General features: G+C 59.8%; 21 protein-coding genes and 1 pseudogene. 14 read left to right on the top strand and 8 right to left on the bottom strand.

From position 1 onward, the window contains the following. Positions 1-146 precede the first annotated feature (146 nt). Positions 147-2,219: a lytic transglycosylase domain-containing protein gene (locus V6S97_RS00755; RefSeq protein ID WP_174066945.1), complete on the bottom strand. Its 2,073-nt coding sequence runs from the start codon at positions 2,217-2,219 to the stop codon at positions 147-149. A gap of 362 nt (positions 2,220-2,581) precedes the next feature. On the opposite strand from V6S97_RS00755, the gene dapA reads away from it, so the two are divergent. Both dapA and smpB read left to right on the top strand, forming a co-directional pair. Then, the gene (gene dapA, locus V6S97_RS00760) at positions 2,582-3,466 is read left to right on the top strand and encodes a 4-hydroxy-tetrahydrodipicolinate synthase (protein WP_003509960.1); all 885 of its coding nucleotides are present in this window, start codon (positions 2,582-2,584) and stop codon (positions 3,464-3,466) included. Positions 3,467-3,627: 161 nt separating this feature from the next. After that, complete coding sequence (gene smpB / locus V6S97_RS00765; protein WP_003509959.1) at positions 3,628-4,110, top strand: SsrA-binding protein SmpB; 483 nt, start codon at positions 3,628-3,630, stop codon at positions 4,108-4,110. Positions 4,111-4,303: 193 nt separating this feature from the next. On the opposite strand, the gene V6S97_RS00770 is transcribed toward smpB, so the two are convergent. Both V6S97_RS00770 and V6S97_RS00775 read right to left on the bottom strand, forming a co-directional pair. Further along, positions 4,304-5,803, bottom strand: coding sequence for a methyl-accepting chemotaxis protein (locus tag V6S97_RS00770; protein ID WP_020813378.1), 1,500 nt, complete (start codon positions 5,801-5,803; stop codon positions 4,304-4,306). A gap of 214 nt (positions 5,804-6,017) precedes the next feature. Continuing rightward, positions 6,018-6,587: a LabA-like NYN domain-containing protein gene (locus tag V6S97_RS00775; protein WP_003509957.1), complete on the bottom strand. Its 570-nt coding sequence runs from the start codon at positions 6,585-6,587 to the stop codon at positions 6,018-6,020. A 393-nt stretch (positions 6,588-6,980) separates the two neighbouring features. Here V6S97_RS00775 and rpoZ point away from each other — a divergent pair, with 393 nt between their 5' ends. Both rpoZ and V6S97_RS00785 read left to right on the top strand, forming a co-directional pair. Further along, entirely contained in the window at positions 6,981-7,373 is a 393-nt protein-coding gene (gene rpoZ, locus V6S97_RS00780) for a DNA-directed RNA polymerase subunit omega (RefSeq protein WP_020009554.1), read from the top strand. Positions 7,374-7,505: 132 nt separating this feature from the next. Continuing rightward, a complete protein-coding gene (locus V6S97_RS00785; protein ID WP_026363476.1) occupies positions 7,506-9,740 on the top strand; it encodes a RelA/SpoT family protein in 2,235 nt (744 codons plus the stop codon). A gap of 46 nt (positions 9,741-9,786) precedes the next feature. Here the strand turns inward: V6S97_RS00785 and V6S97_RS00790 are convergent, their stop codons facing one another. Further along, positions 9,787-9,939: a hypothetical protein gene (locus V6S97_RS00790; RefSeq protein ID WP_003509954.1), complete on the bottom strand. Its 153-nt coding sequence runs from the start codon at positions 9,937-9,939 to the stop codon at positions 9,787-9,789. On the opposite strand from V6S97_RS00790, the gene V6S97_RS00795 reads away from it, so the two are divergent. The 9 genes from V6S97_RS00795 to recO all read left to right on the top strand — a co-directional run bounded on the left by V6S97_RS00795 (position 9,938) and on the right by recO (position 16,510). Then, positions 9,938-10,084 (top strand): hypothetical protein, encoded by a 147-nt coding sequence (locus tag V6S97_RS00795; RefSeq protein WP_003496944.1) that lies wholly within the window; start codon positions 9,938-9,940, stop codon positions 10,082-10,084. The two genes, V6S97_RS00790 and V6S97_RS00795, sit on opposite strands and share 2 nt — an antisense overlap. A 473-nt stretch (positions 10,085-10,557) precedes the next feature. Beyond that, complete coding sequence (locus V6S97_RS00800) at positions 10,558-11,136, top strand: DUF2062 domain-containing protein (protein WP_099085525.1); 579 nt, start codon at positions 10,558-10,560, stop codon at positions 11,134-11,136. After that, a complete protein-coding gene (gene acpS / locus V6S97_RS00805) occupies positions 11,133-11,537 on the top strand; it encodes a holo-ACP synthase (RefSeq protein ID WP_003509952.1) in 405 nt (134 codons plus the stop codon). Before V6S97_RS00800 ends, acpS begins: the two co-directional genes overlap by 4 nt. Positions 11,538-11,744: 207 nt before the next feature. After that, the gene (gene lepB, locus V6S97_RS00810; protein WP_060723996.1) at positions 11,745-12,491 is read left to right on the top strand and encodes a signal peptidase I; all 747 of its coding nucleotides are present in this window, start codon (positions 11,745-11,747) and stop codon (positions 12,489-12,491) included. Next, entirely contained in the window at positions 12,488-13,207 is a 720-nt protein-coding gene (gene rnc / locus V6S97_RS00815; protein ID WP_080866037.1) for a ribonuclease III, read from the top strand. The genes lepB and rnc overlap by 4 nt, the downstream gene beginning before the upstream one ends. 73 nt (positions 13,208-13,280) lie before the next feature. Further along, positions 13,281-14,231, top strand: a complete 951-nt coding sequence (gene era, locus V6S97_RS00820) for a GTPase Era (RefSeq protein WP_020813374.1) — start codon at positions 13,281-13,283, stop codon at positions 14,229-14,231. 176 nt (positions 14,232-14,407) lie between these two features. After that, positions 14,408-15,160, top strand: a complete 753-nt coding sequence (locus V6S97_RS00825) for a Crp/Fnr family transcriptional regulator (RefSeq protein WP_107675318.1) — start codon at positions 14,408-14,410, stop codon at positions 15,158-15,160. Between the two features lie 136 nt (positions 15,161-15,296). Next, a complete protein-coding gene (locus V6S97_RS00830; RefSeq protein WP_107675319.1) occupies positions 15,297-15,674 on the top strand; it encodes a response regulator in 378 nt (125 codons plus the stop codon). 56 nt (positions 15,675-15,730) lie between these two features. Beyond that, a complete protein-coding gene (gene recO / locus V6S97_RS00835; protein ID WP_334425903.1) occupies positions 15,731-16,510 on the top strand; it encodes a DNA repair protein RecO in 780 nt (259 codons plus the stop codon). On the opposite strand, the gene V6S97_RS00840 is transcribed toward recO, so the two are convergent. Then, the gene (locus V6S97_RS00840) at positions 16,511-17,725 is read right to left on the bottom strand and encodes an MFS transporter (RefSeq protein WP_162691508.1); all 1,215 of its coding nucleotides are present in this window, start codon (positions 17,723-17,725) and stop codon (positions 16,511-16,513) included. Positions 17,726-17,891: 166 nt separating this feature from the next. Here V6S97_RS00840 and V6S97_RS00845 point away from each other — a divergent pair, with 166 nt between their 5' ends. Next, positions 17,892-18,626 carry a class I SAM-dependent methyltransferase gene (locus V6S97_RS00845; RefSeq protein ID WP_175280609.1) on the top strand — a complete coding sequence of 245 codons (735 nt, stop codon included), beginning with the start codon at positions 17,892-17,894 and terminating at the stop codon, positions 18,624-18,626. A 123-nt stretch (positions 18,627-18,749) separates the two neighbouring features. Here V6S97_RS00845 and V6S97_RS00850 read toward each other — a convergent pair. The 3 genes and pseudogenes from V6S97_RS00850 to V6S97_RS00860 form a co-directional block, all read right to left on the bottom strand. Continuing rightward, positions 18,750-19,590 (bottom strand): annotated as a pseudogene (locus V6S97_RS00850) (MOSC domain-containing protein). Between the two features lie 11 nt (positions 19,591-19,601). Further along, the gene (locus tag V6S97_RS00855; RefSeq protein ID WP_060724002.1) at positions 19,602-20,246 is read right to left on the bottom strand and encodes an HD domain-containing protein; all 645 of its coding nucleotides are present in this window, start codon (positions 20,244-20,246) and stop codon (positions 19,602-19,604) included. Further along, on the bottom strand, positions 20,243-23,014 hold the full coding sequence (locus V6S97_RS00860; protein ID WP_334425904.1) for a DUF2339 domain-containing protein: 2,772 nt from the start codon (positions 23,012-23,014) through the stop codon (positions 20,243-20,245). Before V6S97_RS00860 ends, V6S97_RS00855 begins: the two co-directional genes overlap by 4 nt. Positions 23,015-23,074: the final 60 nt, after the last annotated feature.

Here is a 23,074-nt window from a genome sequence, read left to right on the forward strand (position 1 = left end):
AAACCCCGGCAGAAATGCCGGGGTTTTTCGTTTGATGGCTTCCGGAGCTGAGAGGCGTTATTCAAACACGGAAAACAAAAAAAGCACCGGGCGAACCGATGCTTGAATGTTTTAGAACGATCAGCGATTGGCGGAAGAATGCTGCCTTATCCCGCACGCCCATGGCGCAGATCATCGACAATATCGGCCTGTTGCCCCAGCCGCGTCTTATAAACCTGATAATTCTCCATCACCCGCTGCACGTAATTGCGCGTTTCGGGGAAGGGGATGCGTTCGATCCAGTCGACCACCTCGTCGATCGGCTTGCCGCGCGGGTCGCCATATCGCGAGATCCATTCCGGCACGCGTTTCGGTCCGGCATTATAGGCGATGAAGGTGAGGATGTAGGATCCACCGAAGCTGTCGATCTGTTCACCGAGATAATGCGCGCCGAGCGTGGCGTTGTAGCCCGCATCGCTGGTCAGCATCGCCTGCGTGTAGGGCAGGCCGTGGCGGCCGGCCACGCCCTTGGCGGTTCCGGGCAGTAGTTGCAGCAGGCCGCGGGCATTGGCGGCGGAGACGGCGGCGGGATTGAAAGCGCTTTCCTGCCGGGCAATCGCATAGGCGAGCGCCTTGCCGGAGCCGGCAATATTGGCGCTGGCGGGAATGACGCCGAGCGGATAGGCGAGCGCTGCCGCATCGATGCCGCGGCTGAAGGCCGTCTTGCCGATCTGTAGCGAGACCTGGTGATTGCCGTTGCCCTCAGCCCTTGCCGCCAGAATGGCAAGCTCGCCGGGACTGTCGAGCTGTTCCGCAAGCGACCGATAAAGGCTGTCGGCACGCCAGCCGTAACCGGCCGCCTCCAGCCGGTCGATGGCGCGTACGGCTTCGCGGCCGGCGAAACGTTCGCGGTCGCTGCTGCTGGGGCTCGGATAGGTGACGTTTAATGTTTTTGCGCCGATTCGCGCGGCGGCGAGCTGGCCGTAAAACGTGCCGGGGTGAGCGGCTGCCTTGGTGAAGAAGTCGCGGGCGTCGCCCGGTCCACCGGCTTCCGCCGCCCGACCTAGCCAATAATAGGCGCGCGACGCCGAAAGCGGCCGGTTCGAGGTCTGAAGCAGCGTGTTGAAGTGACGCGAAGCCGTCGCCGGGTCGCGCAGCGCCCTCAGCGCGTACCAGCCGGCATGGAATTCCGCATCGGCGGTATCGACCGCCGAGGTGGCAGAATGATTGGCGACAATGCGATAGGCCTCGGCGAAATCACCGAGATCGGCGATGCCTCGGGCGATGATACGGCGCTCGTTCCACCATTCGCCGGCATTAACGAGCTTGGCCGCTTCCTTCGGCGCCTGTCGCAGAAGGGCCGCTGCTTCGGGGTATTTCTGCTGGTTGCGCAGGTTTTCCACCCGCGCGAAGAGATAAGCAGGGTCGCTACGCCAGGAGGCGTCGACCTTGCCGAGGAGCGCGGTTGCGGTTGCGGATCGCTGCAGCACGGCCGCCCAGGCGTTGTAAAGCGACTGCGCCTTGCCGAGATCACCAAAACGCTTCGCCTGGCTGATGCGGCTGCGATACATCAGATAGTCCATGCGCGCCTTATGGTCGGCGGGCGTCAGATAGGCGGGAAACTCGGCAAGCACACGGTCTTCCATGTCCTTGTCCATGCCTTCGCTGCCCCAGAGCTGGCGAATGAGACTCTGCGATTCCGCACCCTTGCCGGAGGAGGCGAGCGCCTTGGCGAACACCACGGTGCCTTCGGCGGTTTCCGGGCGGCTATTGCCGAAGGCGGCAAGCACCTGGGGTGCGGGCGGATCTTCGCGGTAAAGCGCTTTTTCGGAATTGGCGCGCAGCGTCGCCGCACCCGGCCAGCCGGAGAGCTCGCGCTGGGCAGCGGCAATTTCGGCGGAAGCGACGTCCTTCTGGCCGGAAACGGCAATAGCCCAGGTGAGGATATGGCGGTCAAGGCTGCCGGTCGGCATGGTGTTGCGCAGCGCAATCGCGCGGGCCGCATCACGGCTCGAAAGCGCGTCGAGACCTGCCTTCAACTGGCTTGTGTCATCGGGGCGGTTGAGGCGCGGTATGGCGCCGGTGATCTCGGGCGAGGCCGGCATGAAGGCCGGAACGGTCGGTGCATTCGGCTTGACATAGGGAAGCGGCGCCGCACCTTCCGGCAGCGGCCCGGCCAGTGCGTTCCAAACGGTTGCGGCAAGGCCCGCCGCCATCAATCCCCAGACTGTCTTTTTCATGCCGCTCTTCATCGTGTAACGGATTTGTCGACTTTCTTGTAATATCGCTTCATTGCAGCGGGATTGCCGAAAACGGTCTGATGTCCCGCACCGGAATCTTGGGATTTCAGCCTTAATGAAATCTTAATAACCGCCCCGCAATTCAATCAACTTTTATTCACCGGCCCGCGAGCGGCGTCTCTTTTCGGTGCCGGCCTTTTGTGCTTGCCGATCACGGTCCGGAGACTGTCACACTTCCGACAATTTCGGACAAAATACGCTGCCTTAGCGCTTGTCGGCGCCAAGGGCTGGCTCTAATGTGTGCCGGTTTTAACCATCGAATGCGGCCGAAGCATGAACCGGCTCGGCGCCAGGAGCTTTGCATGTTCAAGGGATCAATTCCCGCCCTCATTACCCCGTTCACGGACAATGGCGCCGTGGACGAACAGGCGTTTGCCGCCCATGTGGAATGGCAGATCGCTGAAGGCAGCAACGGACTTGTGCCCGTGGGCACAACGGGGGAATCTCCAACCCTCTCCCACGACGAGCACAAACGTGTCGTCGAGCTGTGCATCGAGGTAGCGGCGAAACGGGTTCCGGTCATTGCGGGCGCTGGCTCTAACAATACCGATGAGGCGATCGAGCTTGCGCTGCACGCGCAGGAAGCCGGTGCGGATGCGCTGCTGGTGGTTACGCCTTATTACAACAAGCCGACCCAGAAGGGCCTGTTCGCCCATTTCTCCGCCGTGGCCGAAGCGGTGAAATTGCCGATCGTCATCTACAATATCCCGCCGCGCTCGGTGGTGGATATGTCGCCGGAAACCATGGGCGCCTTGGTCAAGGCGCATAAGAACATCGTCGGTGTGAAGGATGCGACGGGCAAGATCGATCGCGTTTCCGAACAGCGTATTTCCTGCGGCAAGGATTTTATCCAGCTTTCGGGTGAGGATGGTACGGCGCTCGGTTTCAACGCCCATGGCGGCGTCGGCTGCATTTCGGTCTCGGCCAATGTCGCGCCGCGCCTCTGTTCGGAATTCCAGGCGGCGATGCTCGCCGGTGATTACGCCAAGGCGCTGGAATATCAGGATCGCCTGATGCCGCTGCACAAGGCCATCTTCATGGAGCCCGGCGTCTGCGGCACCAAATATGCGCTGTCGAAGACCCGCGGCGGCAATCGCCGGGTCCGTTCGCCCTTGATGAGCACGCTGGAACCGGCCACGGAAGCGGCCATCGATGCGGCGCTGAAGCATGCCGGCCTGATGAACTGAGACACGCCTGAAAACCTAAAAGGCGCGCCATGGACCGCTTCGAAACAGAAGCCGTTCGGCGCGCCTTTTCTTTTTGCGACGACAACATTAAATAGAGGTTCGAAAACCGCTCTCGGCGGTAAGCCGAAGGCGCAATAAGGAAAACAAGGGATTGAAATATCATGGCCCCCAAAGGCAGCCAGCGCGTGGTGAACAAGATCGTTGCGGAAAACCGCAAGGCCCGTTTCAACTACGAGATCATTGATACCTACGAGGCAGGGCTCGTGCTGACCGGCACCGAGGTCAAGTCGCTGCGCGAAGGCAAGGCGAATATCGCCGAATCCTACGCGTCGGACGAGGGCGATGAAATCTGGCTCATCAATTCCCACCTGCCGGAATATCTGCAGGCCAACCGCTTCAACCATGAGCCGCGCCGCCGCCGCAAGCTGCTTTTGAGCAAGCGTGAGATCAACCGCCTGCGCGCCGGTATCAACCGCGAAGGCATGACGCTGGTACCCTTGAAGGTCTATTTCAACGAAAAAGGCCGCGCGAAGCTGGAACTGGCGCTCGCCAAGGGCAAGAAGCTGCACGACAAGCGCGAGACCGAGAAGGAACGCGACTGGAACCGGCAGAAGTCGCGCTTGCTGAAGGGTGGCAACGCCTGAGCGGCAATAAATTTTGCCGGGCAGGGGGCTTGCTGCCTTTCACCGCTTGTTCCTCCGTCATGCCGGACTTGATCCGGCATCCAGTCACGGCGCGTCTGCGCCGTGGAAAGAGTTCTTTCAGCCCAAGGACTTGGACTGGCTGGATCCCGGCTTAAGGCCGGGATGACGGGAGTGTGTTGCGCGCCGGGCCCCGTTACGCCGCCTTGTAAGTCCGCTCCACATGAGCTTTCGTTGCCGAGACGCTGAACCGGCTGACGAGCGCCGCCAGATTGGCGCTGACATCGCTCAGATTATGCGTGGCCGCATTGGTTTCTTCCACCATCGCCGCATTCTTCTGGGTCAGATTATCCATGCTGTTGATGGCGGCGCTGATTTCCTGAATGCCGACGGATTGCTCCTGCGCAGCCTTGGTCAGCGAGGCAATGTGTTCCTGAATATGATCCACCTTGTTGCCGATCGTATTCAAGGATTCGCCTGTCTTGTTGACCAGCGAGACGCCCTGCATCACATCCGCGGAGGATTTGGAGATCAGGGTCTTGATTTCCTTTGCGGCGTTGGCTGAACGCTGCGCCAGTTCGCGCACTTCCTGAGCAACGACGGCGAAACCCTTGCCAGCCTCGCCGGCGCGCGCGGCTTCCACGCCGGCATTCAGCGCCAGAAGATTGGTCTGGAACGAAATCTCGTCAATGACGGAGATGATCTGGGTGATCTTCTGCGATGAGTCCTCGATGGCCCCCATCGCCCTCACCGCTTCCGTCACCACATCGCGCGAGCGCGCGGCTTCAACGGCCGAGCTTTCGACGATGGCCTTGGCCTCTTCGGAACGCTGCGCCGACAATTTGGAAATGGTGGTGATTTCCTCGACAGCGGCGGCGGTTTCCTCAAGGGCCGCGGCCTGCTGCTCCGTCCGGCGGGCCATGTCGTCGGTCGCTGACGTCAGTTCGCGCGTATTGCCGGAAATCTTGTTCGCTTCCTCGACGATCTGCGCAAATGCGCCGGAGAGATTGCCGACGGCGGCGTTGAAATTGGCGATCAGTCCCTGGAATTGCGGTGCGGTCTTTTCACCGATGCTGGAGGTGAGGTCGCCATTGGCCAGCCTGTCGAGGGCGCTGTTGAGCAGTGCGAGAACATGCTCCTGCTCCTTCTTCATCTGCGCCTGTTCGGCCTCCACCTTGTGCCGCTCGGCGGCAAGCACGTCGAGATAGACGGAGATCGAATAATCCATGTCGAGAAGCGCGGCCTTGATGGTGGCGGACAGGGCGTCCTTCACCTTCCGGGCCTTCTTTTCCATGAAGAGGCCCTTCAACTCGGACTCGATCAGGGCCTTTACGATGCCATCGAGCATCAGCGCATAACCACCGATGTACCATCGAGGCTCCAGCCCGAGCCTTGCATGGGTGCGGCCGATAGCGGTCACGGCATCGGTATAATCCGCATTGAATGTGCCGGAGGCGATTCTTGCCCAGTGTTTGAGCTGCATGGCCTTGGCGTGCTGCACGTGGGCGTCGTTCGCGAAGAACTTCGCGGTCTCCGGCACCGAGCGGACCTTCGCATAAAAACGATCGAGAGAGGCGTCGAGAGAGCCGGTGATGACGCCCTTCATGTCTGAAAGATTTTGCCGTTCACCGTGGCCAAGCCCCAGAAAATTCAGTCTTTCATCGAGTTGTCGGTCGGTTTTTTCTTGGCCATGCATGTCTAGTCATCCTGATCTGACGCCCAAATCACGTCTCTGGCGCCGTTGCGTGATTTAGACACGTCTAAAATTAACCAAGATATAATTTCGACTGGCCGGATTTGATGTTTGTTAATTATAAGAGGAATTTTGTCCTGCTGGAGACGCTTGAAACAAAAACGCGCCCGTCTTTTGGACGGACGCGTTTTGCAATATCAGCGGCACAAAAACCGAATCAGACGGTCTCTGGACCTTCGGCGTGACGAACGGGGCGCTCGTTCGGGTCGCGCCCGATTTCGGCCTTCAGCGTCATCAGATCGATGAAGTGATCGGCCTGGCGGCGCAGATCGTCGGCGATCATGGCGGGCTGGGTGGCCATGGTGGAAACCACGGAAACCTTGCGGCCCTTGCGCTGCAGCGCATCCACCAGCGTGGTGAAATCGCCGTCGCCGGAAAACAGCACCAGGTGATCGACGGTCTCGGACTGCTCCATGGCGTCGACTGCCAGTTCGATGTCCATATTGCCCTTGATCTTGCGGCGGCCGAGTGCGTCGGTGAATTCCTTGGCGGGCTTGGTGACGACCTTGTAGCCGTTATAATCCAGCCAGTCGATCAGCGGGCGGATCGAGGAATATTCCTGATCTTCGATAAGAGCGGTGTAATAATAGGCGCGCAGCAGATAGCCACGCTTCTGAAACGCCTTCAGAAGCTTGCGATAGTCAATATCGAACCCCAGGCTTTTCGATGCTGCATAAAGATTGGCTCCGTCTATGAAGAGCGCAATTTTCTCCCGTGGATCGAACATTCCATCCCATTCCTTTTTTTTGGAAAGGCCATTATCTGGCTTTTATTTCCGGTCGCTAACGCAAAAAATCATGTCGTATCAACGAATTTTGCGCATCGCCGTTGCGTTTTAAGTAAGCTACCTTCCCCCGTATTCCAAGACAATTCTTCTAGACATTTTGTTCATCAGACGCCAAACATGGCGGATAAGTTGCCAAAAGACGCCAAATACAGGAAAAACTTGAATTCCGCGGCCAATGGCTGTATCGGAAGCTGGAAAGCTTCGTCACGAGAAATCTTGAGTGTTTTTCGCAAGGCGCGAGGCGCAGATTCAATAGGTTAGGGCACAGCCGGTGCATCGCTAATATCGCACGGCGCTCTGATCCACGACATTACGACCCACAAAGGACAGGCAATGGCCCGCGTCACAGTAGAAGATTGCATTGATAAAGTAGACAACCGTTTCGAGCTGGTGCTTCTCGCCAGCCACCGTGCGCGCCAGATTTCGCAGGGCTCTTCCATCACGGTTGACCGCGACAACGACAAGAACCCTGTCGTTGCGTTGCGCGAAATCGCTGATGAGACGCTGTCTCCCGACGATCTGAAGGAAGACCTCATCCACTCGCTGCAGAAGCATGTGGAGGTGGACGAGCCCGAGCCCGATCCGGTCACGCTCGCCGCCTCTGCTATTGCCGACGGCGAAGACGACGACCAGCCGGAAACCGTCACTTTCGACCAGATGTCGGAAGAAGAACTGCTGGCCGGCATCGAAGGCCTTGTGCCGCCGGAAAAAAATGACGATTATTGATCTGACTTTATGACGCCTTTGGCAGGCGGTGGTTACCGTCTGTCAATAGTTGCCGTCATAATCTGATCCCTATTGATGCAGCATTGTGCGCCGACCCCAAGGTTGGCGCGCTTTCTTTTTGTGGAATATCGCATGATGCGGCAATACGAACTCGTTGAGCGGGTTCAAAAATACAAACCGGATGCGAATGAGGCCCTGCTGAACAAGGCCTATGTTTACGCCATGCAGAAACACGGCCAGCAGAAGCGGGCCAATGGCGACCCCTATATCTCGCATCCGCTGGAAGTTGCCGCGATCCTCACAGAAATGCATCTCGACGAATCGACCATCGCGGTGGCGCTGCTGCACGATACGATCGAGGACACCACCGCCACCCGCGCGGAAATCGACGAGCTGTTCGGCGAAGATATCGGCCGGCTTGTGGAAGGCCTCACCAAGCTCAAGAAGCTCGATCTCGTCACCCGCAAGGCGAAACAGGCGGAAAATCTGCGCAAGCTGCTGCTCGCCATTTCCGACGACGTGCGCGTCCTTCTGGTCAAGCTCGCCGACCGCCTGCACAATATGCGCACCATGGAATATATGCCGGCTGACAAGCGCAGCCGCATTTCCGAAGAGACCATGGAAATCTATGCGCCGCTCGCCGGCCGCATGGGTATGCAGGACATGCGCGACGAGCTGGAGGACCTGTCCTTCCGTTATCTCAACCCGGAAGCCTATGAGACGGTGACCAACCGCCTGCAGGAACTGGAAACGCGCAATGAAGGCCTGATCAAGAAGATCGAGGACGAATTGCGCGAGCTTCTCGTGGCGAACGGCCTGATCGGGGCGAATGTAAAAGGGCGGCAGAAAAAGCCCCATTCGGTTTTCCGCAAGATGCAGGCGAAGTCGCTTTCCTTCGAGCAGCTTTCGGATGTTTACGGTTTCCGTATTCTGGTGGACGATATTCCCGCCTGCTACCGGGCGCTGGGCATCGTGCACACCCGCTGGCGCGTGGTGCCGGGTCGCTTCAAGGATTACATCTCCACGCCGAAGCAGAACGACTATCGCTCCATCCACACCACCATCGTCGGACCCTCGCGCCAGCGCATCGAGCTGCAGATCCGCACCAAGCGCATGCACGAGATCGCCGAATTCGGCATTGCCGCCCATGCGCTCTATAAGGATGGCGAAAACGGGGAGGGCGATCTGCTCTCTCGGGAAAGCAACGCCTATTCCTGGCTGCGCCACACCATCGAATCGCTCGCCGAAGGCGACAGCCCGGAAGAATTCCTCGAACATACCAAGCTGGAACTGTTCCAGGACCAGGTGTTCTGCTTCACGCCCAAGGGCAAGCTGATTGCGCTGCCGCGCGGCGCGACACCTATCGATTTTGCCTATGCGGTGCACACCAATATCGGCGACACAACGGTTGGCGCCAAGATCAACGGGCGGATCATGCCGCTCGTGACCCGGCTTAACAATGGCGACGAGGTGGAGATCATCCGCTCGGGCGTGCAGGTGCCGCCTGCCGCATGGGAAGAGGTGGTGGTGACGGGCAAGGCCCGTTCGGCCATTCGTCGCGCCACCCGCATGGCGATCCGCAAGCAATATTCCGGCCTCGGTTATCGCATTCTGGAGCGCACCTTCGAGCGCGCCGGCAAGGCCTTCTCCCGGGAAGCGCTGAAGCCCGTGCTGCATCGTCTGGCGCAGAAGGATGTGGAAGACGCGATCGCTGCCGTCGGGCGCGGCGAGGTTTCCTCGCTGGATGTGCTGCGCGCGGTCTATCCGGATTATCAGGATGAGCGCGTTACGGTGAAGATGACCGGTGACGACGGCTGGTTCAACATGCGCAGCGCCTCCGGCATGGTCTTCAAGATCCCCGGAAAGTCGCGCTCCGTTCTGGAAGATGACGGCGCGGCCGAAATGCTGGATGGACCCGACCCGCTGCCCATCCGTGGCCTTTCCGGCAATGTCGACGTGCATTTCGGAGCGGCGGGCGCCGTTCCGGGTGACCGCATCGTCGGCATCATGGAAAAAGGCAAGGGCATCACCATCTATCCCATTCAGGCGCCGGCGCTGCAGCGTTTCGACGATGAGCCGGAGCGCTGGATTGATGTCCGCTGGGATCTCGATGAGGCGAACAAGTCGCGCTTCATGGCGCGGGTGATGATCAATGCGCTGAACGAACCGGGCACGCTCGCCTCCGTGGCGCAATCGATCGCCACGCTCGATGTCAATATTCGGGGCTTGAACATGGTCCGCATCGGCACGGATTTCTCCGAGCTGGCGCTGGATGTCGAAGTCTGGGATCTCAGGCAGCTGAACCAGCTTCTGTCGCAGCTCAAGGATCTCGACTGCGTCTCGACGGTGACGCGTGCCTTCGATTGAGGCATTTTTGATCCTTTGAAGATACTGAAAGGCCGTTGTTATGCGTTCAATGCATGGCAGCGGCCTTTTCCTGTCTCTGGTCGTGGAAGCGGTTTGCGACTATTTTCTCCTCAGAAATTGAAGAGAAGGAAACGCGGCGTGCCGGTGGATGTACACCGATGAGAAACGCCAGTTCCAAACCGAAAGGACCGAAAATCATGTTTACTCCGCTTCGCAAGATCGCCCGTGCCGTCCGTGGCAAGACCACCCAGGAACGCGAATTCGAATATCTCAGCGGTTCGGTATCGAATGTCGATCTCGAATTCCGCCAGCGCGAAATCGACCGCGGCCTGTTCCGCCGGTAATGCACTCAACGCATGGCAGCCCATCGCCATGCGTATGGGGCTAGCAGATGCAGCCCTATCGGCCTGTGCATCCCTGCGTCTCGTAGACCAAGGTGAATACGCGCTTCTAGCGGGTGTCCCACACACAGCTGTCCGGTTTGACTGATATGACATGCTGCGTTTGCAATGAAGTTGACGGCGAGAGGGAGCGTATTTCCTCAACGTCTCCTTGGTCCCCGGAACAAGTTCGAGGATGCCCCAAGGATCTAATCACGTCGAATTGAATCAATCGCTTGCTGATCCTCGGGACAAGCCCAAGGATGACGTCAGAGTGTCCGGCAAGGTTTGTTATTGATCTGTCGACGCTGCGCGAACACGCGTAGGCTGGTTTCCGGCTCAAGGCCAGAATGACGGACGTGGGGATAAGTCAGCAAAAGTCCTTTGTTGTCTACCATGCTCTTGGCTCGGCCAGGGCGATGAAATAGACTGCCTCCATGCCGTTTCGCCGCCGTGAACCCGTTGGTTTTTCAGAGAAGATTCGCGACCTGTTCTGGCCGCGAACGGGTTTTTCCCGTTCGCTGCGCTATATGAAGCTGCGGCTGCTCAGGCTTTCCGCCTCTCCGCATTCTGTTGCCGCCGGTGTCGCCATCGGTGTGGGCGTGGCATGGACGCCGTTTCTCGGCGTTCACATCATCATCGCCATGGCGCTTGGTTTCCTCTTGCGCGTCAATCTCGTGGCGGCAGCACTAGGCACCACCTTCGCCAATCCGCTGACATTTCCTTTTATCTGGGCATCCACCTGGGAGCTGGGGCACTTCATCCTCGGCCGGCAGAAGACGGAAAGTGCCGCGCATGTGGATTTCGTGGCGCTGTTCAGCCATCTTGAATTCCGGCAGATATGGACGCCGGTGCTGGAGCCCATGACCATCGGCGCGCTTCTTCCGGCCGGCATCAGCGCAATCATCGCCTATATCGCCGTTTATGGCCTCATCAGCGGTTTCCAGCGCCGCAAGATGGAAAATCTCGCGCATCGCGCCGCCAACAAGAATGCTTCTCTGGAGATGCTGAAATGATCATTGGATTGGGTAGCGACCTGATCGACATCCGCCGCGTTGAAAAGTCGATCGAACGTTTCGGCGAGCGCTTCACCCATCGCTGTTTCACCGATATCGAGCGCGCGAAATCCGATGGCCGCAAGAACCGCGCCGCTTCCTACGCCAAACGTTTTGCCGCCAAGGAAGCCTGTTCCAAGGCGCTGGGAACCGGCCTTGCGAATGGCGTCTTCTGGAAGGACATGGGTGTCGTCAATCTGCCGGGCGGCAAGCCGACCATGGTGCTGACCAATGGGGCAGGGGAGAGGCTGGCGGCCATGCTGCCTGCCGGCCACCGCGCCAATATTCACCTGACGATCACGGACGATTTTCCTTATGCTCAGGCATTTGTGATCATAGAAGCGCTTCCCGTGATCGATTGAGGCCCCGGCCTTGCCGCATTGGCGTTCTATTTGCGGGCGTGTGACAGAAGCGCTTCCCTTCGGGCTGGAAAGGTTCTAGAGAAGTCGCAGAAATATGAAAGCGTTGCCGGCAGTGTAAACCGCTCCACCGCCGCAGGCTCTACAAACAACGGCCCGGAAGCCTTCGCGAAGCCGAAGAAGCCGGGAAACAATCAGGCAGGTCTTTAAGTGTCGGAAAAAGCTGAAAAGAAGCAGAACGCCCTCTGGGAGAACGTCAAGGTCATCATTCAGGCGCTGCTGCTGGCCATGGTCATCCGCACCGTGCTTTTTCAGCCCTTCACGATCCCATCGGGCTCGATGATGCCGACGCTTCTGGTTGGCGACTATCTTTTCGTCAATAAGTTCTCCTACGGCTATTCGAAATATTCGCTGCCTTTTTCGCCGAACCTGTTTTCGGGCCGCATTCTCGAATTCAGCAAGCCGAAGCGCGGCGACGTCGTGGTCTTCCGCCTGCCGCCCAATCCTGAAGTCGATTATATCAAGCGTCTCGTCGGCCTGCCGGGTGATCGCATCCAGGTGACGAACGGCGTGCTGTTCATCAACGGTCAGCCGATTCCGAAGCAGCCCGACGGCACCTTCACGTCAGATTATCGCGCCGATCCGGGCGCCAATGTGCCTGTTTTCCGCGAAACGCTTGATAATGGCGTCACCTACGACACGCTGGACCAGTCGCCCGATTCGCGTGGCGACAACACGCGTGAATTCGTGGTGCCGGAAGGCCATTATTTCATGATGGGCGACAACAGAGACAATTCGCTCGACAGCCGCTTCGATGTCGGTTTCGTGCCTGAAGAAAACCTGATCGGCCGCGCCAGCGTCATCTTCTTCTCGCTGGGCAACGACACGCCGTTCAGCCGCATTTGGGAATGGCCGGCCAACATGCGTTGGGACCGCCTGTTCAAGGTTGTGGGATGAGTAAGACCAAGCCGCTTTCCGCGGACGAAATCTCCCGTCTGGAAGCGTTGATCGGATATGAATTCAAGGACAAGGCCCGGCTCGACCGGGCCTTGACCCATGCCAGCGCCCGCTCCGCCGCGGCCGGCAATTATGAGCGGCTGGAATTTCTGGGGGATCGCGTTCTCGGCCTCTGCGTGGCGGAATTGCTGTTCTCCATCTTCCGTAACGCCACCGAAGGTGAACTCTCCGTCCGTCTCAACCAGCTCGTGAGCGCCGAATCCTGCGCCGCGATCGGCGACGAGATGGGGCTGCACAATTTCATCCGTACCGGATCCGACGTGAAGAAGCTGACCGGCAAGGCGATGTTGAATGTGCGTGCCGATGTGGTCGAAAGCCTGATCGCCACCATCTATCTGGATGGCGGGCTGGAAGCATCGCGCAAGTTCATTCTGAAATATTGGCAGGGCCGCGCAACGAGCGTGGATGCCGGACGGCGAGACGCCAAGACCGAATTGCAGGAATGGGCGCATGCCAGATTTGCGACCACGCCCTCTTACAGGATTGACGATCGCTCCGGACCGGATCACGATCCTCGCTTTACAGTGACTGTCGAAATTCCCGGCGTAAAGCCGGAAACCGGTGTCGAGCGCTCCAAGCGCGCGGCCGAGCAGGTGGCGGCAACCAGATTGCTGGAACGCGAAGGCGTCTGGCAGAAGGGCTCCACCCAGAACTGAGCGCCCGCCATAGGGTGCTAAATCGAGCGCATGGCGGACCGATAAGGCCGCATGTTGAATACCTCTGACCTTGATGGATATCATGACCGATCACGAAAACCCCGCCATTGAAGGCGAAGACAACAACCTTCCGACCCGTTCCGGTTTCGTGGCCCTTATCGGCCCGACCAATGCCGGCAAGTCGACGCTGGTCAACAGGCTGGTGGGCGCCAAGGTCTCGATCGTCAGCCACAAGGTTCAGACGACGCGCGCCGTGATGCGCGGCATCGCCATTCACAAGAATGCGCAGATCGTTTTCATGGACACGCCCGGCATCTTCAAGCCGCGCCGCCGGCTCGACCGCGCGATGGTCACCTCCGCCTGGGGCGGCGCGAAGGATGCCGATCTCATCCTGCTGCTGATCGACAGCGAACGTGGTCTTAAAGGCGACGCCGAGGCCATTCTCGAAGGCCTGAAGGATGTTCCGCAGAAGAAGATCCTCTGCCTCAACAAGATCGACCAGGTGAAGCGCGAAGACCTGCTTAAGCTTGCCGCCGCCGCCAATGAGACGGTGGCCTTCGACCGCACCTTCATGATTTCGGCCACCAACGGTTCGGGTTGCGAAGACCTGATGGATTATCTGGTGGAGGCTCTGCCGGAAGGTCCGTGGTATTACCCGGAAGACCAGATTTCCGATCTGCCGATGCGCCAGCTCGCTGCCGAAATCACCCGCGAGAAGCTGTTCCTGCGCCTGCATCAGGAGCTTCCCTATGCCTCGCATGTCGAGACGGAAAAGTGGGAAGAACGCAAGGACGGCTCGGTACGCATCGAGCAGGTGATCTATGTCGAGCGCGACAGCCAGAAGAAAATTGCGCTCGGCAAGAACGGCGATGCAATCAAGGCGATCTCCACCGCCTCGCGCAAGGAACTGTCTGATATCCTGGAACAGCCGGTGCATCTCTTCCTGTTCGTCAAGGTGCGCGAGAACTGGGGTGATGACCCCGAGCGTTTCCGCGAAATGGGACTGGAATTCCCCCGAAACTGAAGCACATCCGCTTCACCCCCTCATTCCTGTGGCAAGCACAGGAATGAGGGGGTGGGGGGATGGAACGACGTACAAATAGCGAACTGAATATCTTCACCCACCATCGGGAACCGAATACGTTCGGGCGGGTTGTTCCAAAACAATTGGGCGCAACCTTTTTTCGATGACGGATATTCATGTCGCCAAAAAAACCGAACGGAATTTCCACCACCCCGTGCCAGCAATGTCCCCTGCGCGACCTGCCGCATTTCCGCGACTTTTCCTCCTCCGAGCTAGATTTCGTCTCGCGTTTCAAGACGGGGGAACTTGCGGTGGAAGGCGGCTCCGTCATCCTGATGGAAGGCTCGCATAGCGCCCATCTTTACACCGTTTTGCAGGGCTGGGCTTTCCGTTACAAGACGCTGGAAGACGGCAGGCGGCAGATACTGAACTATGTCATGCCCGGCGATCTCGTCGGCCTGCAGGGCACGGTGATGGGGGAAATGCAGCATTCGGTGGAGGCGCTGTCGCCGGTAACCCTATGCGTCTTCGAGCGCTCGCGCCTCAACAATCTCTTCACCGACCATCCGACGCTTGCCTATGACCTGACCTGGATCGCTGCGAGTGAGGAACGCATGCTCGACAGCCATCTCCTCAGCATCGGCCGGCGCACGGCGCTGGAGCGCGCCGCCTATCTGATTGTTTTCCTCTACAGCAAGGCAAAGGCGGTCCATCTCATACAGGGGGAAACGCCGATCCCGGTCACCCAGCAGCATGTGGCGGATACACTTGGCCTCTCCATTGTCCACACCAACAAGACCTTGAGAAAGCTGGTCGATCGCGGTCTCATTCGCTGGACCGACAAGGGTTGTCTGGTGCTTGATGATGCCGGGTTGAGCCATGTGGCGGGCTGGGAAAGCGAAGAGAAGCGGCAAAGACCCTTCATCTGATCTTCTTTCGACATGTCTTTTTTAAATGACGGTGGAGCCGTAATTTGCGACTCCTGTCGTGATATCTCACTGGAGAATCATGTCGGAAACCGCAGCTTCGAGCCTTGCGGCCATCTTTTTAGGAAGAAGAAAACATATGGTGCCACAACGGGTTATCATCGTTGAGGATGAATATCTGGTGGCGCTTGATGTCGAAGCGGTTCTCCAGTCCATGGGGGTGGAAACCGTCGTCATCGCCACGACGCTGGCGCAGGCGAGGCAGGCCGTTGAAGAGGACGGCGCCGATTGCGTACTTCTTGATGTCAGCCTTACCGACGGCAAGAGCTATGATTTTGCGCGCGGGCTGCGCGATGGGGGAATTCCCTTCGGTTTCGTCAGCGGCTATGGCGACACGACGGGTTTTCCGGATGATCTCATGCATGCGCCATTGCTGGGCAAGCCCTTCGGAGAAAACGAAATTATCGATTTCGTCCTCAACCTCGTCGGCACGGTCGACGATGCCGTAAAAGAATAACGTTTCGCCGCCAGATCGGGTATGATCGGCCTTGAATCGAAATTCGGACGCGTTTCATGCAGTGGCAGGAAGAGGCAATCATTCTCGGCGTAAAACGCCATGACGAGACAAGTGTCATCGCCGAGGTGATGACCCCTTCGCGTGGCCGCCATCTGGGGCTGGTCCGTTCCGGCCGTTCCCGCAGCATGCAGCCGGTGCTACAGGCCGGAAACCGGGTGGATGTCATCTGGCGCGCGCGCCTTCACGATCATCTCGGCGAGTTCCGCATTGAGCCGCTGCAATTGCGCGCCGCACAACTGATGGAGACGGCGACCGCGGTTTATGGCGTACAGGCCATGGGTGCTCTTCTCAGGCTTCTGCCGGAGCGTGATCCGCACCCGCATCTCTATCAGGCGCTCGATATCATTCTCGACAATCTCCACGACCCCGTCGATGCCGGGGAATTGTTCGTGCGCTTTGAACTGGCAGTGCTGAACGATCTCGGTTTCGGGCTTGATCTTACCGAATGCGCGGCGACGGGGCTGCGCACCGACCTCATCTATGTATCGCCAAAGACGGGCCGGGCGGTTTGCCGCACGGCAGGCGCGCCCTATGCGGAGCGCATGCTGTCGCTTCCGGCTTTCTTGAGCGAAGGCCAGTCGAAGGCCGCCGATCCTGACAGCCTTGCGGCGGCTTTCCGCCTCACCGCCCATTTCCTCAACCGGCATGTCTACGATCCGCGTGGGCTCAACGAAAACGCCGCCCGCGACGGTTTCGTGCAGGCGGCGCTGAAGGCGCTGGAAGGCCGGGCGACTGAGGGGAAGGTGATGCCGCCCGCGCTCGATAAGGCTGTCTGACTAGGCCATTGCAGGCCTCGGGGCCGGTTGCTCCTGAATGGGCCAATGCACGATGGCCGCAAAAATCCCCATGCCGACGCCCAGCCACCAGACGAGATCATAGGAACCCAGCCTGTCGTAAAGGAAGCCGCCGAGCCAGACGCCGAGGAACGAGCCGATCTGGTGCGACAGGAACACGACGCCGCCGAGCATGCCGAGATGGCGGGTGCCGAACATGATCGCCACCAGCGCATTGGTCGGCGGCACGGTGGAAAGCCAGAGGATGCCCATGACGGCGGCGAAGATGATGACCGAAAGCGGCGATTGCGGCAGAAGCAGGAAGGCTGTGACGGCGACAGAGCGGGCGATATAGATATAGGCGAGCAGATAGGGTTTCGAATAACGCTGGGCAATGACACCGGCGGCAAGCGACCCGATGATGTTGAAGAAGCCGATCAGCGCCATGGCGATGACGGCGTAGCGCGGTTCGATGCCGATATCGCCGAGATAGGCCGGGAAATGCGCGGTGATAAAGGCCACCTGAAAACCGCAGACAAAAAAGCCGGTGGTCAAAAGCAGGTAGCTTTTATGGCCGAGCGCCTCCTTCAGCGCTTCGCCTGCCGTCTGTTGGAACTGCGCCTGCGACTGGCTGCCGGAAGAGGAATTGCCGCGCATGAAGAAGGCGAGCAGCGGCACGAGCATCATCATCGCGGCAAGCCAGACGAGGCTGTCCGACCAGCCATAGGTGGAAATCAGCCCCTGACTGATCGGTGCGAACAGGAACATGCCGGCTGAGCCCGCCGCCGTGCCGATGCCGAAGGCGAGCGAACGCTGCTGCGGCGTGACATGGCGTGCAAAGGCCGAAAGGATGACGCTGAAGGAACCGGCGGCAATGCCGAGCCCGACGAGCACGCCGCCGCCGAAATGCAGCCAGAAGGGCGAGGTGCCAAAGGACATGCAGATGAGGCCGGCAGCATAAAGCAGGCCGGAGAGAACAAGCACGCGGCCCGTGCCGTATTTATCGGCGATGGCGCCGAAGAAGGGCTGGCCGAGACCCCAGAAGAGGTTCTGCAGGGCCATGGCGAGACCGAAGGTGGAACGGTCCCAGCCGGTATCGGCAAGCATCGGCAGCTGGAAGAAGCCCATGGCCGAACGCGGCCCGAAGGTCATGACGGCAATCAGTGACCCGGCGGCGATAATCAGCCAGGGCATTGTCTGGCGTGTGGCTTGCAACATGAATATTCCCCCATCGCGGCGCCTCGTCCCAAAAAAGAGGGACATGGCTTGCCGCGGATTCCGCTATGATGGGATGAATATTATCTTTTGTCAGCCAGTCCCACTAGCGACTTTTCTTGACGGCCACTATTCATGCGATTGATGGAATACGGCCGGAGAGACGACGATGAAACAGAATATCTACGACGATCCCGGGTTTTTTGAGCGCTACAGCGCCATGCCGCGCTCCGTGGAGGGCCTGCGTCAGGCCGGCGAGTGGCATGAATTGCGTGCCATGCTTCCGCCCCTGAAAGACAGGAGCCTTCTTGATCTCGGTTGTGGTTTCGGCTGGCATTGCCGTTTTGCTGCAGAGCAGGGCGCGCGCCATGTCGTTGGCGTCGATCTCTCGGAAAACATGCTGCACCGCGCCGCCGAGATAAATGGCGGGCCCGGCATCGAATACCGCCGCGCTGCCATCGAAGACATCGATTTTCCGCAGGAGAGTTTCGATGTGGTGCTGAGTTCTCTCGCCCTGCATTACGTCCGCGATCTCGACTTGGCATTCGCGAAGATTTTCACCGTACTGAAATCCGGCGGCGATTTCATCTTTTCCATCGAACATCCCGTTTTCACGGCGCTGGAAAAACAGGACTGGTTTTATGGCGAGGATGGCGAAATCCTGCACTGGCCGCTCGATAATTATCAAAGTCAGGGCGTGCGCCATTCCAACTGGATGGCGGACGATGTGGTCAAATATCACCGCACGGTGTCAGGCCTTCTCAATGGTCTCCTGGCTGCCGGATTTGTTTTGGCGCGGCTGGCGGAGCCGAGGCCTGATCCGGCCTTGATGGCCGAGCGGCCTGAACTGAAGCACGAAGATCGCCGCCCGATTTTCCTGATCGTCGGGGCGCACAAGCCGTGATGCGGTGACGCTCCGTCCTTTCCTCATCCTGTGACAGGCGCAGGAATGATGGAGAGAGGGCGCGCCAGCCTATGAAAACTTTGCGCTGTGGGCTGTGGGTTGGGTTTGACCCGAACCAGCAACTTACCGCCGTTTGATCGTCCAGCCTTCCGGCCGTTCCTCGACCACCTTTGCCACATCGCCGACGGACAGCTTGCCCTGGCTGCGCGGCGTCACATTCCAGCCGAAGAGCGGGCCGGGCACGCGCCGGTCGCCGGACATGCGGATGCGGCCCATGGCTTTCATGGGGGAGGGCACATCACGCGAGCCGGTGGTCTGATCCTGCGTGGTCATGATGCAGCGGGCGCAGGGTTTGACGAGATCGAAGCGAATGCCGCCAATCTCGATGGCCGCCCAGCGGTCCTCAGCCCATGGCTCGTCCGTGTCAAGCACGATATTGGGCCGGAACCGCTCCATGCCAACAGCGTCTTCGCCATTGGCGCGCATATTGTCGTTCAGCGCGGCAAGCGAAGCGGTGGTGGTGACGAGGATCTGGTAACCGTCCGCGAAGGTGACGGGCGTTTCGTTGCCCGTCCATTCGAGGCTCGCAATACGTTTCGAGGCATCATCAAAAAAGGCGAGCTTCACCTCGCGCCCCAGCCATGCCGAGAGCGTGCCATTGGTCTCGTCATCGGCGATATTGGCGCTGACGATCGATTTCCACACCGCCACATCCATGCGCTGCCCGGATGGCCTTGCGAAAATCTCGCTTTCCTTGTCGCGCGCCAGCACCATGCCGCCATCCTCATGCCGCGCCAGAACCGTGGCGATGGCGGGCAATTCGCGCTGGGTGATGAAATGGCCGGAGGGATCAGTAAGCATGGCGCGGCGGTCACCCGGCAGGCCTTCGGCCGAAACGGCGCTTTCGGAGAGAGGGATACCGCGCGCTCTTCAGCGGATAGATGTTGAGTTCGGTCACACGCATCTCGGGTCTCCTTAGATCTCGTCGAGAAACAGGTCCAGCACCTGTTTCAGCCGCTCGTGGCGGGCTTTGGCCATCTGCCGGCCTGTCTCGGTGCGAAAACCGTCGGCCAGCTTGAACAGCTTGGTTTCGAAATGGTCGATGGCAAAGGCGCGGTCGTCAAGCGGCCGGTCCTTTGCCAGCGGGTCGACCGGATCGTAAAGTGCCGAGCCCATGCGCCCGGCAATATAAAAGCAGCGCGCCGCCCCCACCATGCCGATGGCGTCCAGCCGGTCAGCATCCTGGAGGATTTTTGCCTCCAGCGTCTGCGGTTCGATATTGGCGGAAAAGCTGTGTGTGGTGATGGCATGGGCGGCGGCGTCAACATCCGCCTGTTTCCAGCCGAGCCCCATCAGAATGCCGGATGCCTTTTCCGCCGCAAGCCGCGAGGCCTGCGCGCGCAGCGGTGAGTTCTTCTCCACCGCCACACAATCATGCAACAGCACGCTGGCGGCCAGCACGGTGCCATCGCCGCCTTCGCCCACATGGATGCGCATGGCGTTGCGGAAGACGCGGTGAATATGGGCAAGATCATGCGAACCGTCGCCGCTGTCCGCGGCGTGTGGTATCAGGTCCTGCGCAAGCGCCGCATAGGGCGCGAAAGCCTCGGCAGCAATCATGCCTGCGGCTTCCGGGTGAGGATTTTCTGGTAGAACAGGCCGATGCCGATGAGCACCGCGCCGAGCCCGATGAAGGACAGCGCCCTCAGCACGCCTTCGAGATTGCTCATGTCGATCAGGAACGCCTTGGCAACCGAGATCAGCACGAAGGCGGCCGATGCCAGACGCAGGCTGCGGGCATTAAAGCGCGAGCCAAGCACGAGCAGCAACACGCCGATCAGCAGCCAGACCACCGAATAGCTGTAGGTCTCGCCCTGCAGGAAACCCTTCCAGTCGGCAATATTTTCGCCCTGCCAGAAGCGGCGCACTGAAAGCGTGGCCCAGGCAAAACCGAGCGCTGCGCCCGCCACCGCCAGCATGCTGACATAGGGCGGGGGACGTTTTCCCCGCGCGTAATAGGCAAGGCCGCCATAGGCGAGCGCCGGCAGGAGGTAACCGATCAGCAGCAGGTTGAGGAATGGGATGCGGCCGGTATTTTCGCCGGTGAAATAGGGGTTGAGCGTGAAGAAATGCATCGTCAGCACGTTGATGACGGCAATCACGCCGGCAATCATCGAGCCGTAGCGGAAGATGGGGCTGGGGCTTTTCAGATCCAGCGTCATCAACACGCCCGAGAAACCAATGGTCAGCAGCGTATAGATCGACTGTTCGCCAAGCGTCGGCACACTGTCATCCAGCGTGCCGCCATTCATTGCGTGGCGGATGAGGATGGCGACGGCGAGAAGCCCCATGACGCTGGCAACCGCCTGCAGGAAGTTCTTCGCCCTGACCCCCGGCCAGTCGCGCAGCAGCCATGCCGAGGCAACGGCAAGCAGTGCGGGAATGCCATAACCCGGTAGAAGCGCGTTGAAGACCGGTGTGATACCGAGGTTTTGCGGCCCGACAATGGTGGGTTCCCAGGCGATGCGGCCGAGAACGGCAACGCTTGCCACGGCCATCACCCAGGGCAGAACCTCCCAGTTGCGGTAACGGCTTGCCAGCACATAGATGAAACCGATGACCGAAAGCAGAACGGTTGTCACCAGCCCTTCCGTCAGCGTGTGCAGGCTGAGCGCGAAGGCGGCGAATGATCCGAGCACGAGAATGTTGAGCGGCTTGCGATAGGCCTCATTGTTCTGCCGGTGCAGCCATTCGGCACCTGCAATCAACACGAAGCCGAGGCCGAGGCCATAGGCGGCGTGCAGCCAGTCGCGGCCAAGATTGCCATATTCAACAAAGCTTGCGGTGGCGAGCCAGACCGGGAATAGCGCGGCGATACCGGCCCAGAGCTGGGCGAAATCCGCGTCGTCAGCACCCTTGCGCTTCAGGAAGGAGAAGGCGGACAGCACGAACACGGCCCCGAGGCCGAGCGCCATGGCGATTTCCGCCGCATAGCCAACCGATACGGGCGGAAGCGATACGGCCGTATCGTTGATGACGCCGATGAAGTCGAGACCCTGACGTGACATCAGCGATACCGCAGCCTGCGCGCCAAGTGCTGCGATAATAGCGGGCCATACCGCATAGTGGCGGGCGGCGCCAAGGGCCGCAAGGGCGGCTATGAGCGCTGAAACGATCAGGGCCGGATGAGTATCGACTCCGCCATCGGCAAAAAGGAAGCCGATTGCCGGCAGGATCACGGCCATCGAGACGGTGAGATTGAGGGCGAGTGACGGGCGTAGCAGAAGCCGCATGGCGCGGACGGCGCGTCGCTCGGGCGCTGCGGTTTCGGCAGTTTGGGCGGGCGGCGTGCCGAATGCCTTGCCGGGCCAGAGGAATATTGTTCCCGCCAGCATGACGAGCAGGGCAAGTGTTGGCGGTTCGGCGCTGATCGTTTCGGAAAAGCCGATATAGCCGAGCGCCCAGAGGCCAAGCCCGGCATTGGCGAGAGAGGGAACCACGGTCCAGCCCTGCCTGCGCGCCGCTGCCGCCGTTGCCAGCCAGGAGACGGTGAGGAAGACGAAGAGCGCCCAGATATTCGGCGTTTCGGTGGAAATCAGCGCGGGTGTCAGCATCGAACCGAGAAGGCCGAGACCGGCCAGCGCCTGCCCGTGCAGCAGCGAAAGCCCGATGGTGGCGAAAGCGACGAGGCCAAGCAGGCCAAAAGCCGCGCCGGGACCGATATAGTCGTAAATGCCATAGGCTGCATAAACCACGCCGAACAGCGTCAATGCGCCCGCCGCCGTCAGCACGCCCGGTATCATGGCGTTGGAATAGGTGGTGGCGATGCCCGGCACCGCCTTGCGGCGGATCGCTTCGCCGGCAAGCCCGAGAACAAGACCGAAAATGGCGGCGAGCGAAAGCCGCACGGCCGGGCTGAGCAGGCCCGATTCGATCGAATATTTAACGAGGAAAATGCCGCCGAGCGCCAGCGCCAGTCCACCGGCCCAGACCGCCCAGCGCGCGCCGAGCAGACTTTCGAAGCTCTCCTTCGTTGCCGGGGTGGATACGGCCTCGGCGGCAGGCGCAGGTTGGGCCTCCTCGCGCGCCAGCTCTTCCGATGCTGCCATGGCGGCGGCGTCTTCGGGCTCGGATGCGTATTCAGCCTGGAAGGCTGTGTCTTCCGCAGGGGGCGTGCTTGGCTCTTCCGCCTCGAAATCCGGTTTTACCGTGGATTCCGTGCTCTCCGTTTGCAATGCCGCAGCCGACGTCACGCCCGCAGCCATCAGCCGCTTGAGGCTGTGCACCTCCCGTTCGAGCGACTTGATTCGGCTTGAATTGCGGATGCTCGCGACCAGCGTGTAGATGAAGGCCGCGACGAGGGCGAGGATAAACAGCGGGATTTCCAAACGGACTCTCCAATTACGAAGCTGTTTTTAAAGCCCTTTTGGTGAATTTATGCAAGGCCC

Source organism: Agrobacterium sp. CCNWLW155 (genome assembly GCF_036888815.1).
GTDB classification, from domain to species: Bacteria; Pseudomonadota; Alphaproteobacteria; order Rhizobiales; family Rhizobiaceae; genus Agrobacterium; species Agrobacterium radiobacter.